This is a genomic window from Apibacter sp. B3935, from assembly GCF_009827705.1.
Lineage (GTDB): Bacteria > Bacteroidota > Bacteroidia > Flavobacteriales > Weeksellaceae > Apibacter.
The window spans coordinates 307,224-323,404 of record NZ_WINL01000002.1 but is presented as its reverse complement, the minus strand read 5'-3'; the positions used below and the strand labels follow the sequence as shown (position 1 = coordinate 323,404).

General features: G+C 29.4%; 12 protein-coding genes. 2 read left to right on the top strand and 10 right to left on the bottom strand.

Features of this window, described 5'->3' with window-relative positions; all coding sequences use genetic code 11:
* Window positions 1–460: 460 nt before the first annotated feature.
* Together GFV00_RS04295 and GFV00_RS04290 are read left to right on the top strand one after the other, a co-directional pair.
* Window positions 461–2,479, top strand: a complete 2,019-nt coding sequence (locus GFV00_RS04295) for a penicillin-binding transpeptidase domain-containing protein (RefSeq protein WP_368733472.1) — start codon at window positions 461–463, stop codon at window positions 2,477–2,479.
* Window positions 2,480–2,481: 2 nt separating this feature from the next.
* Window positions 2,482–3,717 carry a M50 family metallopeptidase gene (locus GFV00_RS04290; RefSeq protein ID WP_160557081.1) on the top strand — a complete coding sequence of 412 codons (1,236 nt, stop codon included), beginning with the start codon at window positions 2,482–2,484 and terminating at the stop codon, window positions 3,715–3,717.
* A 13-nt stretch (window positions 3,718–3,730) separates the two neighbouring features.
* Here GFV00_RS04290 and recG read toward each other — a convergent pair whose 3' ends face one another.
* From recG to GFV00_RS04240, 10 genes are all read right to left on the bottom strand, one after another.
* Entirely contained in the window at window positions 3,731–5,833 is a 2,103-nt protein-coding gene (recG, locus tag GFV00_RS04285; protein ID WP_160557082.1) for an ATP-dependent DNA helicase RecG, read from the bottom strand.
* 132 nt (window positions 5,834–5,965) lie between these two features.
* Window positions 5,966–7,285 (bottom strand): TlpA disulfide reductase family protein, encoded by a 1,320-nt coding sequence (locus GFV00_RS04280; RefSeq protein ID WP_160557083.1) that lies wholly within the window; start codon window positions 7,283–7,285, stop codon window positions 5,966–5,968.
* A gap of 52 nt (window positions 7,286–7,337) precedes the next feature.
* Window positions 7,338–7,586 carry a hypothetical protein gene (locus GFV00_RS04275; RefSeq protein WP_160557084.1) on the bottom strand — a complete coding sequence of 83 codons (249 nt, stop codon included), beginning with the start codon at window positions 7,584–7,586 and terminating at the stop codon, window positions 7,338–7,340.
* 14 nt (window positions 7,587–7,600) lie between these two features.
* Window positions 7,601–9,490 (bottom strand): T9SS type A sorting domain-containing protein, encoded by a 1,890-nt coding sequence (locus GFV00_RS04270; protein ID WP_160557085.1) that lies wholly within the window; start codon window positions 9,488–9,490, stop codon window positions 7,601–7,603.
* 185 nt (window positions 9,491–9,675) lie between these two features.
* Window positions 9,676–10,872: an ATP-dependent Clp protease ATP-binding subunit ClpX gene (clpX, locus tag GFV00_RS04265; RefSeq protein WP_160557086.1), complete on the bottom strand. Its 1,197-nt coding sequence runs from the start codon at window positions 10,870–10,872 to the stop codon at window positions 9,676–9,678.
* A 116-nt stretch (window positions 10,873–10,988) separates the two neighbouring features.
* Window positions 10,989–11,969: a pyruvate dehydrogenase complex E1 component subunit beta gene (locus GFV00_RS04260; RefSeq protein WP_160557087.1), complete on the bottom strand. Its 981-nt coding sequence runs from the start codon at window positions 11,967–11,969 to the stop codon at window positions 10,989–10,991.
* A 270-nt stretch (window positions 11,970–12,239) separates the two neighbouring features.
* Complete coding sequence (locus tag GFV00_RS04255; RefSeq protein ID WP_368733471.1) at window positions 12,240–13,238, bottom strand: glycosyltransferase family 9 protein; 999 nt, start codon at window positions 13,236–13,238, stop codon at window positions 12,240–12,242.
* Between the two features lie 12 nt (window positions 13,239–13,250).
* Window positions 13,251–13,670, bottom strand: a complete 420-nt coding sequence (locus GFV00_RS04250) for a SufE family protein (RefSeq protein ID WP_160557088.1) — start codon at window positions 13,668–13,670, stop codon at window positions 13,251–13,253.
* 10 nt (window positions 13,671–13,680) lie between these two features.
* Window positions 13,681–14,949, bottom strand: coding sequence for a serine--tRNA ligase (gene serS, locus GFV00_RS04245; protein WP_160557089.1), 1,269 nt, complete (start codon window positions 14,947–14,949; stop codon window positions 13,681–13,683).
* 190 nt (window positions 14,950–15,139) lie between these two features.
* Entirely contained in the window at window positions 15,140–16,129 is a 990-nt protein-coding gene (locus GFV00_RS04240) for a helix-turn-helix transcriptional regulator (protein WP_160557090.1), read from the bottom strand.
* Between the last annotated feature and the right edge of the window lie 52 nt (window positions 16,130–16,181).

The following is a 16,181-nucleotide window of genomic DNA, read 5'->3' as shown; positions in this document are numbered from 1 at the left end:
TATTGCAAGTTTTTGTATTTAATAACATCTATTTTTTCCATAAATATAATCCTGTCATATATATTATTTGGATCATTTTTTATCCATATGACAAATCTTTTAATTATCTGTTTCTAATTTTTTCATTCCTTTTGGGATTTGGAATTGATTGTTTTATGGACACCGGAGGCGTTAATGCTTTCTCATCCGTATTAATTTCTTATATAAGAAATACAGTACTTCGATATATCTCAGATTTAGATCGAGAAATGAAAATATTAAACTTTTCAGATTTAAATTTCCTTCAATTATTATCGTATATAATAATAATTATATTAATTCATCATTTAAGTCTTTTTATTTTAGAAAGTTTTAAAATATCTATGATATTAGATGTAATAGAAGACGCTCTTATAACATCAGTATTTTCATTTTTATTTATCATTATAATTTACGCTTTCTTTAAAAATAAGATTGGATAGTGAAAAAATTTCAGATTATAATAGGGGTGTTGATTTTCTTAGCGTTACTGTTTATCGCGCGTATATCCTACCTACAATTATTTACAGAAAAATATAAGCTTAACGCAGCAAATACTTCTATAAAAGCAGAATATCAAATTCCATTACGGGGATATATAATGGACAGAAACGGTAAAATATTAGTAGGAAATACTCCTTCCTATGAGTTGACTTTTACCCAATCCCAGATGGAAAAAAATTTTGATACCTTAGGTTTTTGCAAATTAGTTAATATTTCGAAAGCTGATTTTATAAAAAAAATCAAAAGTATCAAATCAAATAAGAAAATTTATAATAACCTGGTTCCTATGACCTTTATGAAAGGTCTGACTAGTGAAGATTTAGCCAGAATACAAGAAAAACTTTTTAAATATAATGCATTTTCAATTGTTCGAACTCCAGAAAGAAATTACTTGGTCCATTCTGCAGGAAACATATTGGGTTATATTAATGAAGTTAATGAAAAATATATAAAATCTGATTCATCCTATTACATGCCCGGTAATTTAGCTGGTATGACAGGAGTAGAAAAATCGTATGAAAAATATTTACGAGGAATAAAAGGAATTAAGTATATACAAAAAGACAGAAGATTAAGAAGTATAGGCTCATATAAGGATGGAGAGTATGACCAACAAATGCATAGTGGTAAAGATATAACACTCTCAATTGACTATGATTTACAAAATCTGGCAGAAAAATTGTTAGTTAATAAAAGAGGCGGTATCGTAGCTTTAGATCCCAATAATGGAGAAATATTGGTTATGGCCTCAGCTCCTGTTATTGATCCGTCAGTATTTGTAGGAAGAGATAAGAATAAACATATATATGCTCTTCAAATGGATTCTATGAATAAGCCAATGTTTGATCGAGCGGCTCAAGCAGCATATCCTCCAGGATCTACTTTTAAATTGATAAATGGTTTAGCTGCTTTACAAATGGGAGTAATAGATGAAAAAACAACATTTATATGTAAACATGGTTTTCATTATGGAAACAGGAAGATAGGTTGCCATTGTGGATATTTTTATACTCCTATAGCTATGGATAAAGCTATTCAAAAATCATGTAATAATTTCTTTGCAGAGGCTTACGTAAGAATACTTAACAAGTATCCGGGTAACATTGAAAAAAGCATTGATGAATGGAGTGATATAGTTAAAAGTTTTGCCGTCGGCGAATTTATGCATAATGATTTAGCAGTGGGAAGTAAAGGAAATATTCCAGATGCTAATTATTATAATAGACGTTACGGAAAGGATAAATGGAATATCTATACTATAATTTCGAATTCAATAGGGCAAGGTGAAGTTTTGGCAACTCCATTACAAATCGCAAATTATACGGTTGTTATTGCCAACAGAGGATTTTTTTACACCCCTCATATTGTAAAAGCTATAGATGGAAAACCGATAACAGATCCTCAATTTACTGTACCCAAACAAGTAAAAGTCGAGAAAAAATATTTTGATATTGTAAATAAAGGAATGAGTATGGTAGTTTTGTCGGGTACGGGTCATAGGATTTTTACCAATACATTTAGTCAGGAAGGAAAAACAGGTACCTCGCAAAATCCTCATGGAAAAGATCATTCCATATTTGTTTTAATAGCTCCCGTAGATAAACCAAAAATAGCAATTGCTGTAGTCGTTGAAAATGGAGGTTTTGGAGCAACTTATGCCGGACCCATGGCCTCTCTACTTGCAGAAAAATATCTTACCGGAACCATTGAAAGAAAATCAATGGAGGAAAGCATCATAAAATCTGATTTCAGTAATGAATATTTGAGACAATGGAACGATTATTTAAAAAGAACAGGAAAATATGTTCCAAATAATTTACCTCAAGCTTTAAAAGATAGTATAAATAAGATTAATTCGAATAAAAAACTATCCTTAAAAGAAAAGCAACGATTAATACAAAATATAATTAATCAGGGAGAAGCAGCAAAAAAATTAGATAATTTTATTGGTGATTAAAAATGAATAAAATTTTTAGGGGAGTAGATGGTTTAATGTTATTTTTATATTTGCTTATAGCCTTATTTGGTATCGCAAATATATACAGCGTTGATAGTTCTAGTGGTACTAAACAATTCATCTGGCTGTTAATATCTTTAACAGTAGGAACTTCAACCTTTCTTGTTCGTCCTAAATTTTTTGAGAATTTTGCGGGCTTATTTTACTTATTTGGTTTATGTCTACTTACCGGTGTTTTATTGTTTGGAAGCTATGTTAACGGAGCTAAAGCCTGGTATCGAATTGGAGGTTTTAGTTTACAACCGGTAGAATTAGCTAAAATTTCTACAGCATTAATGTTAGCTAATTACGTAGATTCTCCTAATTTTAATATTAAAAATAATCAATCATTAGGAATTGCATTTCTAATTATATTTATTCCCATAGTATTAATTTTGCTGCAACCCGATGTTGGATCCATTTTAGTGTTTACTGCTTATTTTATCGCTTTATATAGAGAAGGAATGACAGGATGGTTTTTCATCATTGGTTTTTATTTTGCGATTTTATTTCTGACTTCCATTTGGGTTCCATCATGGATCGTTATTTTAATATTAACACTTTTACTGTTTCTATTATTATTCTTGCTTAGAAAGAAAATTAAATGGAATCAACACTTTAACATTTTATTTATCATAGTATTTGTACTAATATCAAGTGTTATAAGCATATCCTCACCGTTTATATTCGAGCATTTACCAAAGCATCAAAAAGAAAGAATATTAGTACTATACGAAGGTGAAAAAAAATACAGAGATACCGCAGGATATAATTTGCTTTATTCTAAAACAGCCATAGGATCGGGAGGTTTCTGGGGTAAAGGATATAAACAAGGTAGTGTTACAGCAGGTAAATTCGTACCGGAGCAACAGACTGACTATATATTTTGTACAGTGGGCGAAGAATGGGGATTTGTAGGATGTACCCTATTGATCGGGCTTTATACTTGTTTAATAGCAAGAATATATTATTTGGCAGAAACACAGAAAAGCGCATTTTCCAGAGTTATGGGATATTCATTAGCTTCCATATTATTTATGCATTTTTTAATTAATATAGGAATGGTCATAGGATTGTTTCCAACCGTAGGAATCCCATTACCTTTCTTTAGCTATGGTGGTAGTTCACTATTAGGATTTTCTTTATTTATTTTTATATTTTTGCGCTTGAATTATTCTGACAAAAATAGTCTTATCTAGATACCCTTTAGTATTAACTAATTTTTGACCATTTAATTTTATTCTTATGATATTTTAAGAAGAATTTTCTTATAGCTTGATTTTTTTCCTTTGTAAGATCAGGATCATCTTGTAATAAATGATCTACACAGGATTTAGATAATGATACTATTACCTTATCATGAATCAAATCTGTTTTTTTAAAATCAATGGTACCGCTTTGCTGAGTTCCTAAAATATTACCGGGTCCTCTTAATTCCAAATCCACTTCAGATATTCTAAATCCGTCGTTTGTTTCACACATTGTTTTAATCCTTTTCTGTGCATCATTCGATAGCTCTGATTTGGTCATCAATATACAATATGATTGTTCAGCACCTCTACCCACTCTTCCTCTTAATTGATGCAATTGAGATAATCCGAATTTCTCAGCACTTTCAATAACCATGACACTTGCATTCGGAACATTTACGCCCACCTCAATAACAGTAGTGGCAATCATAATTTGCGTCTGATTATTGATAAATCGTTGCATTTCATATTCTTTATCCGCAGGTTTCATTTTCCCGTGTACGATGCTTATTTGATAATCAGGCATTGGGAAATCTCTGACTATACTTTCATATCCATCCATAAGATCTTTATAATCAAGATTTTCACTTTCTTCTATAAGGGGATATACAATATATACTTGTCTGCCTTTTTTAATTTCATTTTTAAGAAAACCAAAAACGGATAGCCTGTTTGAATCTGTTCTATGATAGGTTTTAATTTCTTTCCTTCCACTTGGTAATTCATCAATTATAGATACATCCAAATCACTATAATAACTCATGGCCAATGTTCTCGGTATAGGAGTAGCTGTCATCACTAATATATGCGGAGGTATCGCATTTTTCACCCATAATCGAGAGCGTTGTTCAACCCCAAACCGATGTTGTTCATCAATTATAGCTAAACCTAAATTTTTAAATTGTACTTTTTCTTCAAGTAAAGCATGGGTACCCACCAATATATTTATTTTTCCCGACAGTAATTCTTGATGAATTAGTTTTCTTTCCGAGGTCGAAGTTGATCCCGTTAATAGATGGACAGAAATATTCATTTCATCAACCAATTCACAAATGCTTTTATAATGTTGAACGGCTAAAATTTCGGTGGGAGCAATCATACAAGCTTGAAATCCATTATCAATAGCTAAAAGCATGGATAAGAGAGCGACCATCGTCTTTCCACTGCCTACATCACCTTGCAATAACCTATTCATTTGAATATTTCGGCTAAGGTCTTTACGTATTTCTTTAATTACTTTTTTTTGAGCATTTGTTAATTGGAACGGAAGATGAAAATTATAAAATTCATTAAAATGATGTCCGACATTAGAAAAAGGATTTCCTAAATTTATACGTTGTCTATGAATTTTTTGTAATCCAAAACCAAGTTGAAAAAAAAACATTTCTTCAAATTTCAACCTGTATTCGGCCTGTTGTAATTCAACGTAAGAATTTGGAAAATGAATTTGTTGATAAGCTTTTTTACGAGAAATTAACTTATAATTTACTAAAATTTCTTGCGATAAGTTATCCTCTATTTGATCATCAATAGCGACTAAAATTTCCCTAATTGATTTTTTAAAAAAACGTTGATTGACCCCTCTTTTTTGTAATTTTTCCGAGTTTGAATAAATTGGTTCTAAAACTATAGGAGCTAGTTTTGCATCATTCATTTTTTCAATTTCCGGATGCGCAAGGGTTAATTTTCCATTAAAAGCATTTACTTTACCAAATATTAAAACTTCTTCATGTAAGGGAATGCTTTTTACTAACCAATTCGTTACATTGAACCATATAAGTTCTAATTTTCCGGTACTATCTTCAAATATAGCGGTTAATCTGCTTTTCTTGTTAAAAGTAGTTTCTTTTAAAGATATTATTTTACCTCTTAATTGAATTTCTGCTGAAGAAGAACCTAGTTGATTTACTTTATAAATTTTACTTTTATCCACATATTTAAAAGGAAAATAATTAAGTAAATCCTCGCATGAGTGTATATTAAGCTGTTTTTTTAATAAGTTCGCTTTTTCAGTTCCTATACCTTTAACATATTCAATAGAAGATTGAAGATATAATGCACTCATATTACAAAATTAAGAAACTGATCTTACTATAACTAGCAATAGAGATATAAATTAATTGAAATTTACTATTTAAAGAAAACACATAAGAAGGGAATATTTCCCTTCTTATGTAAAAGTATATATTTGGGTATCTTATTTAATTAAATTATTGATATCAGATATTTTAGAAGTAATTTTTAAAATTTTATTTTTTTGATCTACTAAAATTAGTGTAGGGGTACCGGTTATATTTAGTTCTTTTACAAATTTACTATCCCAGTATATTAAATCTGAATCGTTTAACCATGAAGTTTCTTTTATAGCATTTTGCCAATCCTCTTTATTGTAATCAACAGAAAGGGCTATAATTTCACCACCCGATTTTTTAAAATTTTCGTAAAACTGTTTAACATATGGCATTTCTTGTTGGCAATGACTACACCAAGAAGCCCATACCATAATTAATTTATATTTAGTTTTAATGTCATATAAATACGTATACTTATCGTTTAATTTATGCGTAAATTTTATGTTTGGAATTATTTTTCCTTCCTTTATAGAATTATTGTCTTGAATTGTTTTTTTAAGTTCCGCACTTATTTCGCATGTTAGTGATTCTGCTCTTTTCATATATTTATCAGTAAGATTTACTAAACCATATCCATTTAGAAAATTAATAGTTGCGGATAATATCTCTTGTCCCCTGCTTGTATCTTCACCAACTTCATCCAATAAAACTTCTATAGCTTTATCAATTTTATTTTCCCAATCTTTTTGAGAAGAGGCTCCCATTGCAGACAGTTTAAAATAATTATATAAAAGAGATTTACCTACACCGGAAGTTTCAAATTCTTGTCCGGCATTTTTAAAATGATCTAAAATTAAATTTTTATTTGAAATAGCATCGCCGTTTCCTATTTCAGTGTTTTTAATTAGATCTGAAGTTTTTAAATAATAGGATAAAAATGGGAATTCAGAAATATCAGGTTCATTCATTTCAGATATTCTTTGAATTTCATTTTTTAAGGGTAAATAAAAATCATCTTTAGAATTATAATAAAAATTCATATTTTGTAATTGAGGAAGAATTGAATTTTTTTTAATATCATAATTTAGATAATTTTGATAACGGTCATTAATTTGATTACCTGGTATATTTATAATAAATTCATCATTTGCAGTAATTGATGCGCTAAAGTCTATATCGGTATTATTAGAAATGAAAATGTAATTCTTTTTGGCATCCAGTAATGAAATTTCAATTATACCGGAATAGTTATCTTTAACAGGAATTGAAAAAGATCCATTTGAATTTGTAGTTATATTTCCTATTAAAATATCATCAAATGCTCTATCTATTTTTACTAATATTCTTTTATTAGGATAATTGGCAATAGTACCTTTAAAAGTGAATTGGGCTTGAGCTATTAAGTTTATTAGAACTAATAAGAATGTAATTGAAATTTTTTTCATAAAAAAAGCCTTGTTATTTATTTAACAAGGCTAATTTATGAAATTAAAATCTTTATATAGATTTAATTCTTTTCTTTTTAAAAATATAAAATATTAAAAGTATAGCACTTATTAATAAAAATGGTACTATAAAATTTATTGGAGTAGTTGTGTGTGGTTCACCAATACCTATATATGCTTGGACTTCTCCTTCAGGTACAGGTGGAACCTCATTAGTTTCAACTACAACTTGTAATAAATTATAGGCATAAGTAAAATTATATATGATGACTATAAATATTATGGAAAATAATTTTTTCATATTAATGTACTTTATTATTTAACTATTTTTTTAGTTATTTTTTCGCCAGTAATCGAATTAGTTACAACTATAACGTACAAAGATGAGGATGTAGTATGAATAGGTAGTAAATAATCATTTTGGGTATTAATATTTTTTTCTGTCGAAATTAACTGACCTAAAACGTTAAATATATTAACTTCTGCTTTACTCCAATTTTGGTCAAAGTGAATTTTATATTCGTTTCCGGTCTTATAAATTGTTGTTAAACTATTTAAAGTATTAATGTCTTCATTTCCTAAAGTGCCAGGTTCTTTCCAAAATATTTCAAATCTGTCATTAGTTGATTCATTAATTGTTACAGAATATGAAAAATTAGAATCAATTTCTTTAATAACATTCAAATCTTTATCGTGAAAATAAAATCTCGCATTAGGATTATCAAAATTTGTTTGACCTTTTTTTAATGCATTCATATTCAACCTAAGGTCAGATTTAAATGTAAATTGTTTACCTCTGTCTTCTTTAAGAACATTTATTCCTACTGGCACAGCGATCCTAGAAGCGTTATCTGTATTTATAACATTAATGTATAACTTGGTATCCTCATATCCAGCTTGTTTTCCTCCATTAGGAGATTCTGGTATAGTATAAATATTAGTTTCATAAATAATATTATCACTATTTTTGGCCTCCCATTGATTAGTATTTCCAGTTATTAAGTCAGCACCCGCAGCAATAAATGTATTACCATAAAAGGTTTTTCCAGAAAATAGTTCAAGATTTAATTGATATTTATCTGTATTTACTGGTTTTATACTATATTCTTTAATGTCTCCCTTATTATATTCGTATTTTGATTGACTAAACGTTTGAATGTCAGAATTATATAGATTAATGTTTACATCATCTGTATTGGTCTTTATAAAAAAGTTAGTCATCGGAGGAATAATTGTAATAGAATCACCACCCACCGGACTTCCATTTTTATAAGTACGCAATTGCATTTTCTGTTTATATCTAGTTATTCCATCGTCAACTACATTTGTTATAGGACCTTCACTGCCAAGACCTATAATATATTGTGAATTATTTTTAACTAATACATCAAGATTTATATTAGATGTATAAGGATTAACTAAGTGCAACATTCTATCAGCATAATATGCATTATCTAGAATTTGGTCATTAGTATTATTATCAAAAGTTATATTTGTAACGAAAGGGTCAGATAAATATGTCCAATAGTAAATACCATATTCATTTTCTCTATTATTTCCAATTTTACGACCACTTGCAACTCTATTGCTAACATGTACAGACAAATCAGAAGTTGAAGCTATATTTCCATCAGCTGGTTTGGTTCCTGCCACATAAGGAATTCCAGTAAATGATAAAGGATTATTAAAATTTGATCCCTTATCAAATTTTGCTTTTTTAAATGCATAATAATTTCCGGGAACAAAATTTTCACCTTTTTGAAAAGGATCAAATCTAAAATATTCCTCTCTCCATTTAAATACAGGGTGTTTAGCCCAATTTTTACTGTTTCTACAATTATTGTTTACATCAGCTCTGTAACAAATAAGATCGGGTATACCGGATGTTGAAGTAGAGTTTGTAATATTTTGATAGAATTGATCATATGTATAATTAACAAAAGGAGTACCAAAGAGTATTTGACCAGACCCATCATCAAAAATTTGTTTTTGAATAGTTATTTTACCAGAAGCACTTTTATTACTTGCAATAATTAATTGACCGTAATGTTGCTCGTCTATGTAAGTGAGAACAAATTTGTCTGGAAGGGCATTATTTTTAAGAGTACCTTCAGATATTTTTATATCACCTTTATTAGTAAATACATCCGAACTATTATCTATGGTTATATCTCCAGTACTAAATAATTTCGTTCCTGGACTCACAAAGAACTTTGCACCACTCGTAGTGGTTATTTGTGAATTGCTTGCAATACAACCCAATACAAAAAGCAAGGGTATAAATTTCATTTTCATTTATTAAGCATTTATTAGTTAAATTTATTTATTAAATATAATATATACTAGTAGTGCAAATATAAATAAAAATATTATTCGCAAGTCTTTTTTTTTTATTTTATTGATTTGTGTTTCGTTAACGCAACAAATTTATCCATATCTATAAGTAAATCTCCGTTATAATTGTCAATATCATAACTAATTTTAGAAAATAGGTTTTCAGAGATGCTTCGCAACCCTCTTGCCCCTAAACCTAAAATTCTGGTTTCTTTTACAATTTCTTTTAATACGTCATCGGTAATGGAAAGATTGATTCCATCTAATTTAAATAATGCCTGATATTGTTTAATTATTGCATTTTTAGGTTTAGTAAGAATTTGTAACATAGCCTCATCATCCAATGGCTCTAAATTAGTTATTACAGGGAATCTTCCTAATAGTTCGGGGATAAGTCCAAACGTTTTTAAATCGGTAGCATTTACCTGAGATAAAATGTGTTCTTCTTCAAGTGTTTTTTCATCAGTTTTGCTAAAACCTATCGTGTTTTTATTTAACCTGTTAGAAATAATTTTATCAATACCTGAAAAAGCTCCTCCTGCAATAAATAAAATATTTTGTGTATTTACTTGAATGTATTTTTGATCGGGGTGTTTTCTGCCTCCTTGTGGAGGAACATTAATAATACTGCCTTCCAAAAGTTTTAATAAAGCTTGTTGCACTCCTTCCCCGGAAACATCGCGGGTTATACTGGGATTATCGCTTTTTCGACTAATTTTATCTATTTCATCTATAAATACTATACCTTGTTCAGCCTTTTCAACGTTATAATCAGCAGCTTGTAATAATCGACTTAATATACTTTCAACATCTTCACCCACGTATCCGGCTTCTGTTAAAACAGTTGCATCAACTATAGTAAAAGGAACATCCAAAAGTTTAGCAATTGATTTGGCAATTAGAGTTTTTCCGGTTCCTGTTTCACCAACCATCAATATGTTGGATTTTTCAATTTCAACCTCCCTGTCAACTTCCAAAGAATGTGCTAACCTTTTATAATGATTGTAAACAGCAACAGATAACGTTTTTTTTGCGTTTTCTTGACCTATTACGTACTGATCTAAAAATTCTTTTATTTCTTTAGGTTTTTTTACTTGCAATTCAAAATTGCTGTCGTCTTTAAAATTTTCTTCCTGTACAACAATGTTATGTGCTTGTTCAATACAATCATTGCATATATGTCCGTGAAGTCCGGCAATTAATAGTTGAACTTCAGATTTTTTTCTTCCGCAAAAAGTACATTTTTGTTCCATAAGCTTTAATAAAGCTGATATTAATTTAAAATTCAGGTTTCAAAATTAATTTATTAATTAAAATTGAAACCTGAAAAATATTTTTTAGTTTATATTATTAAAGAAAATAACTACGATTACTTTTTATATAAAGTATTTTTAACTGCAGTTATTACTTGGTTCACATTCGGATACCATTTAGAAAATAAAGAAGAAGAATAAGGGGCTGAAGTATCAGCAGTTGTAATTCTTTTTATAGGTGCATCCAAATAATCAAAAGCTTTTTGTTGTACCATATAAGCAATTTCACTAGCAACAGATGCAAAAGGCCATTCTTCAATTAATAATACCAAACGATTGGTTTTCTTCACGGAATTAATAACGGTGTCATAATCTAAAGGTCTAACAGTTCTTAAATCTATAACTTCTGCATTTATGCCTTCTTTTTCAAGTTCAGCAGCAGCTTGTAAAGCAACTTTCATTATTTTACCAAAAGAGACAATAGTTACATCGGATCCTGGTTTTTTGATGTCTGCAACACCTATACGGATAAGATATTCATCTTCAGGAATCTCCATTTTGTCGCCATACATTTGCTCAGATTCCATGAAAATAACAGGGTCATTATCTCTAATAGCGGATTTCAATAATCCTTTGGCATCATAAGGATTAGAAGGTACGATAACCTTTAATCCGGGACAATTCGCAAACCAACTTTCAAACGCCTGAGAGTGAGTAGCTCCTAATTGTCCGGCTGAAGCGGTTGGACCACGAAATACAATTGGTACATTCCATTGACCACCGGTCATTTGATAAATTTTAGCTGCATTATTTATGATTTGGTCGATTGCAACCAAGGAAAAATTAAATGTCATAAATTCTACAATAGGACGGCATCCATTCATGGCTGCGCCAACACTAATTCCGGTAAAACCACTTTCTGCAATAGGGGAATCAATGACTCTTTTGGCACCGAATTCGTCTACCATTCCTTTGGAAGCTTTATAAGCTCCATTATAATTAGCAACTTCTTCGCCAATCAGATAAATGGAAGGATCTCTTCTCATTTCTTCGCTCATAGCTTCACAAATTGCTTGTCTAAATTGAACTTCCTTCATTGTACTTAAAATTATTACGGCAAAAGTACAAATTTTTTGAACAATCAAATTCTTTTATGTTTAAAAAGAAAAGAAAATTTGTATAAAAATTAAGAAATAATTTTATATAAAATAAATTGACTATAGGTTTTGGTAGTATTTTATATTGTTAATATGTTAATTTTTCGAACGTTATCAATTTTTGATATACTGTAAGTTTTTAATCTAAGTAATTAGAGTTGTTGTTATTATGAAATACCTTCTAGGTATATTAACAGAAAAAATACCGAATTATAAAACAGTTTGACTTTTTATTTTATTTAGGATATAAGAACATTCCAAATTTCTTGTACATGCCCAATCATTTCTATAACAAGGTTTATTTCCAAAAATCGAGCAAGGTCGGCAAGGAAGATCATTTATTTGTATCACATCATTTAATTGTTGACCATAACCTAAAAAACCGGCGAAAGGGTGAGTAGCCCCCCAAATGGAAATAACTTTGGTTCCCACTAAAGAAGATATGTGCATATTGGCAGAATCCATAGTTATCATTAAAGGCAATTGGCTAATTAAATTCATTTGTTCCTTTAAGGTAATTTGCCCTGATAAAGAATGAATATTTGGATGCATTTTCTGCCAAGAGTCAAGAATTTCAGTTTCTTCCTTTCCGCCTCCAAATAAATATATTTGATAATCATCTTTTGCAAGATGTATGCAAATATCTTTCATTTTATCTAAAGGTAGCATTTTTTCCTTGTAATTTGCAAAAGGTGCAACGCCTATGGAGTTTTTCTTCTTTATAGGGTTTGATGATAATTTATGAGATAATTGTAAATCAAATCCCAATCTTCTGAAAACATCGGCGTAATATTCGGATACAGGGCGAAGTGGATAAAGTTTTTTATTTTTTCTTCTAGTTAATAATTTTTTTTCTTTACGATTTTTATCAAGGGTAGCAATTTTTTTTACATGTTTAGATAAAAATAATTTTAAAATTTTAGTTCTTAAGACATTGTGTAAATCAGCTACCATAGTAGGTTCGTAAACCTTTAATTCATCGGTAAGTTTTTTTAAACCTAAAATTCCATTATAGTTTTCGATATCCACTCCTATAAAGGTTATATTAGGAATTGATTGAAAAAAGGGAGCAAAAAAATGGCGGGTAACTATCAGCAACTCAACATCTTTATTTTGCTCGATAAATTCTCTTATAACGGGTACAGTCATTGCGACATCTCCCATTGCAGAAAAACGAAAGACTAAAATTTTTTCTTTGATCTTACTCACTTTTTTTACTAATTATTTTTTTGCAGAGTAAGCAATTGCGTAATATTTAATTTGTTTAATCATTGCCAATAACCCATTAGCTCGAGTAGGAGTTAAAAATTCTTGAAGACCTATTTCTTCAATAAAATTTTCATCCGATTTTAAAATGTCTTCAATGGGTTGTCCTGAATAGATGCGTACTAACATGGCAGCTATTCCTCTCGGTAAAATGGCGTCAGAATCTGCTTCAAAAAATAATTTACCATTTTCCGAACGAGTAGTTAGCCAAACTTGTGACTGACATCCTTTGATTAATTTATCTTGAGTTTTGTCTTTTTCAGACATTTCGGGCAGAGATTTACCTAATTCAATAACATATTCATACCGTTGTTCCCAAGAGTCAAATAAATTAAATTCATTTATAAGTCCTTGTTGTATTTCAGAAATTGTCATGGAAAAATATTTAATTAATTAAGTCGAAACCGGTATAAGGAACTAATACCTTCGGAATTTTAATTCCTTCTTCCGATTGGTGATTTTCAAGTAAAGCTGCTAAAACTCTAGGTAATGCAAGAGATGAACCATTAAGTGTATGGCAAAGCTGATTTTTTCCTTCTGATTTATATCGTAATTTTAATCGATTTGCTTGAAAAGTTTCAAAATTTGATACTGAGCTAACTTCCAACCATCTTTCTTGAGCAGCCGACCAAACTTCAAAATCATAAGTAATTGCTGAGGTAAAGCCTAAATCCCCGCCACATAGTCGTAGTATTCGGTAAGTGAGTTGTAGTGACTCCAATAAAGATTTTACATGTTCAACCATTTCATCCAATGCCTCATAAGAATTTTCTGATCTTTCGATTCGAACGATTTCAACTTTTTCAAATTGATGTAATCTGTTAAGCCCTCTAACATCTTTACCATAAGAACCGGCTTCTCTTCTAAAACAAGGAGAATAAGCAGTTAATTTAATTGGTAGTTGATTTTCGTTTAGCAATACATCCCTGTACATATTGGTTACCGGAACTTCTGAGGTAGGAATCAAATATAATTTGTCTTCATTAATATAATACATTTGACCTTCTTTGTCAGGAAGTTGTCCGGTGCCGTATCCGGAAGCTTCATTTACTACAAATGGCGGAACAATTTCCATATAACCGGCTTCAGCATTTTTATCTAAAAAATATTGAATCAAAGAGCGTTGTAATCGAGCTCCTTTTCCTTTATAAACGGGAAAACCGGCACCGGTTATTTTTACTCCTAATTCAAAATCTATTAAATCGTATTTTTTAGTAAGTTCCCAATGAGGTAAAGCATTACTTATGATATTTTCATGTGCAGTATGCTTAAAAACCTCAAGATTATCCTCTTCATTTGTTCCTACAGGAACTAAATCGTTTGGAATATTGGGTACTTCATATAAAGTTAATTTTAACTTTTCCTCTGTTTCAGATAAACTTTGTTGCAACTTTTTAGTGGATTCTTTTAAAGAAAGAGTTTGTGATTTAGCATTTTCGGCTTCATCTTTTTTACCTTCTTTCATTAGAATTCCAATATCTTTCGAAATTTTATTCATTTCCGAAAGCTGGGAATCCAAATCAAATTGAATCTTTTTTCTGGATTCATCCAGTGAAATAATTTCATCGATAAGTTCTAACTTGCCGAAATTTCTTTTTTTTAATCCGGCTAAGACCTTTTCTTTATTATCTTTAATATATGCAACCTGTAACATATCAATGTAAACTTTAAATGGCAAATTTAGTGTAAAAAAATAAATATCTAATAAGGAATAGAAAAGCTCAGTTAAATATACGTTCAGACATTAAAAAATATCTGATGAATAAAAATCATTTAAAGAATTAATAAGATGGAAAAAGTACGAAAAATCTTTTCAAATAAGAAACGATCGATTTATTTAAAGTCTAAAGTGAATCATCTAGTATATATTGTTTAGGTGTTTTTCCAAACATTTTTTTGAAGGAGGTTATAAAATGAGAAGTGCTTTTATAACCTGTTGCCAATGCAATTTCGTTTATTGGGTAATGGTTATTCAACATTTGAAGTGCCTTTTTCATGCGTAATTGTATAATATAATAATGAATGGTACAACTATAAGCCTGTTTAAATCCCGTTTTTAATTTTAGTTCATTTAAATGAATAATTTTAGATAGCTGGTTAATTGTAGGCGGTTCTTCGTAATGGGTAGTTAGATAGGCATTAGCTTGTTCAATTTTTTTGAAATCTTCCTCTTTTATAGACTTTATTTCTTTCTTGTTGGTTGATAATTTTATAAAGATTTTTAAAAATAACTCTTTTAACTTAATTTGATAATAACTGTGACCGAATACTCCCGTATCTTTAATTTCAATTAATTCATTTATAACGGTAAGCATATTGAAATCTATCGGTAAAACTATTTTGTTGAAATCAGAATAAGTATTCCTTTGAATATCTTTACAAAAAATACTATCCAAAAACCATTTTTCATTTTTTAAGACAGAAAAAATAAAAGGTTTAGATATGAAAATACTAATAGAATAAAATGTCTTTTCATAAGAATCTATCTTAATTTTTATATTATTTTTATTTTGATAAGTCATTTGTAAAATACCGGGCTTAATACCATGAATGGTTTTATTTTTAGAAGATTCAATAGTTGCTTTTCCTTGTAATAATAATGATACTTGAATGTAATCCTTTTCAATATTTAATGTATGAATACAATTATGTAATACAGTAAATTTTTGAATAAGAATACATAAACCACCGGTATATATACTTTTTTGAATACCATTGGCAAAATGTGTTTTAAAATGGTTTTTCTTAGTAATTATAGGTGAATTAATATTTAATCTGTCTTCCAATTCAATAGTCAGTAAAAGATCTTGATTTATTTCCGAATAAATATTCATGATACTGTTTATATTATTTTTTATACCAAATATGATATTATTATATGGTTCT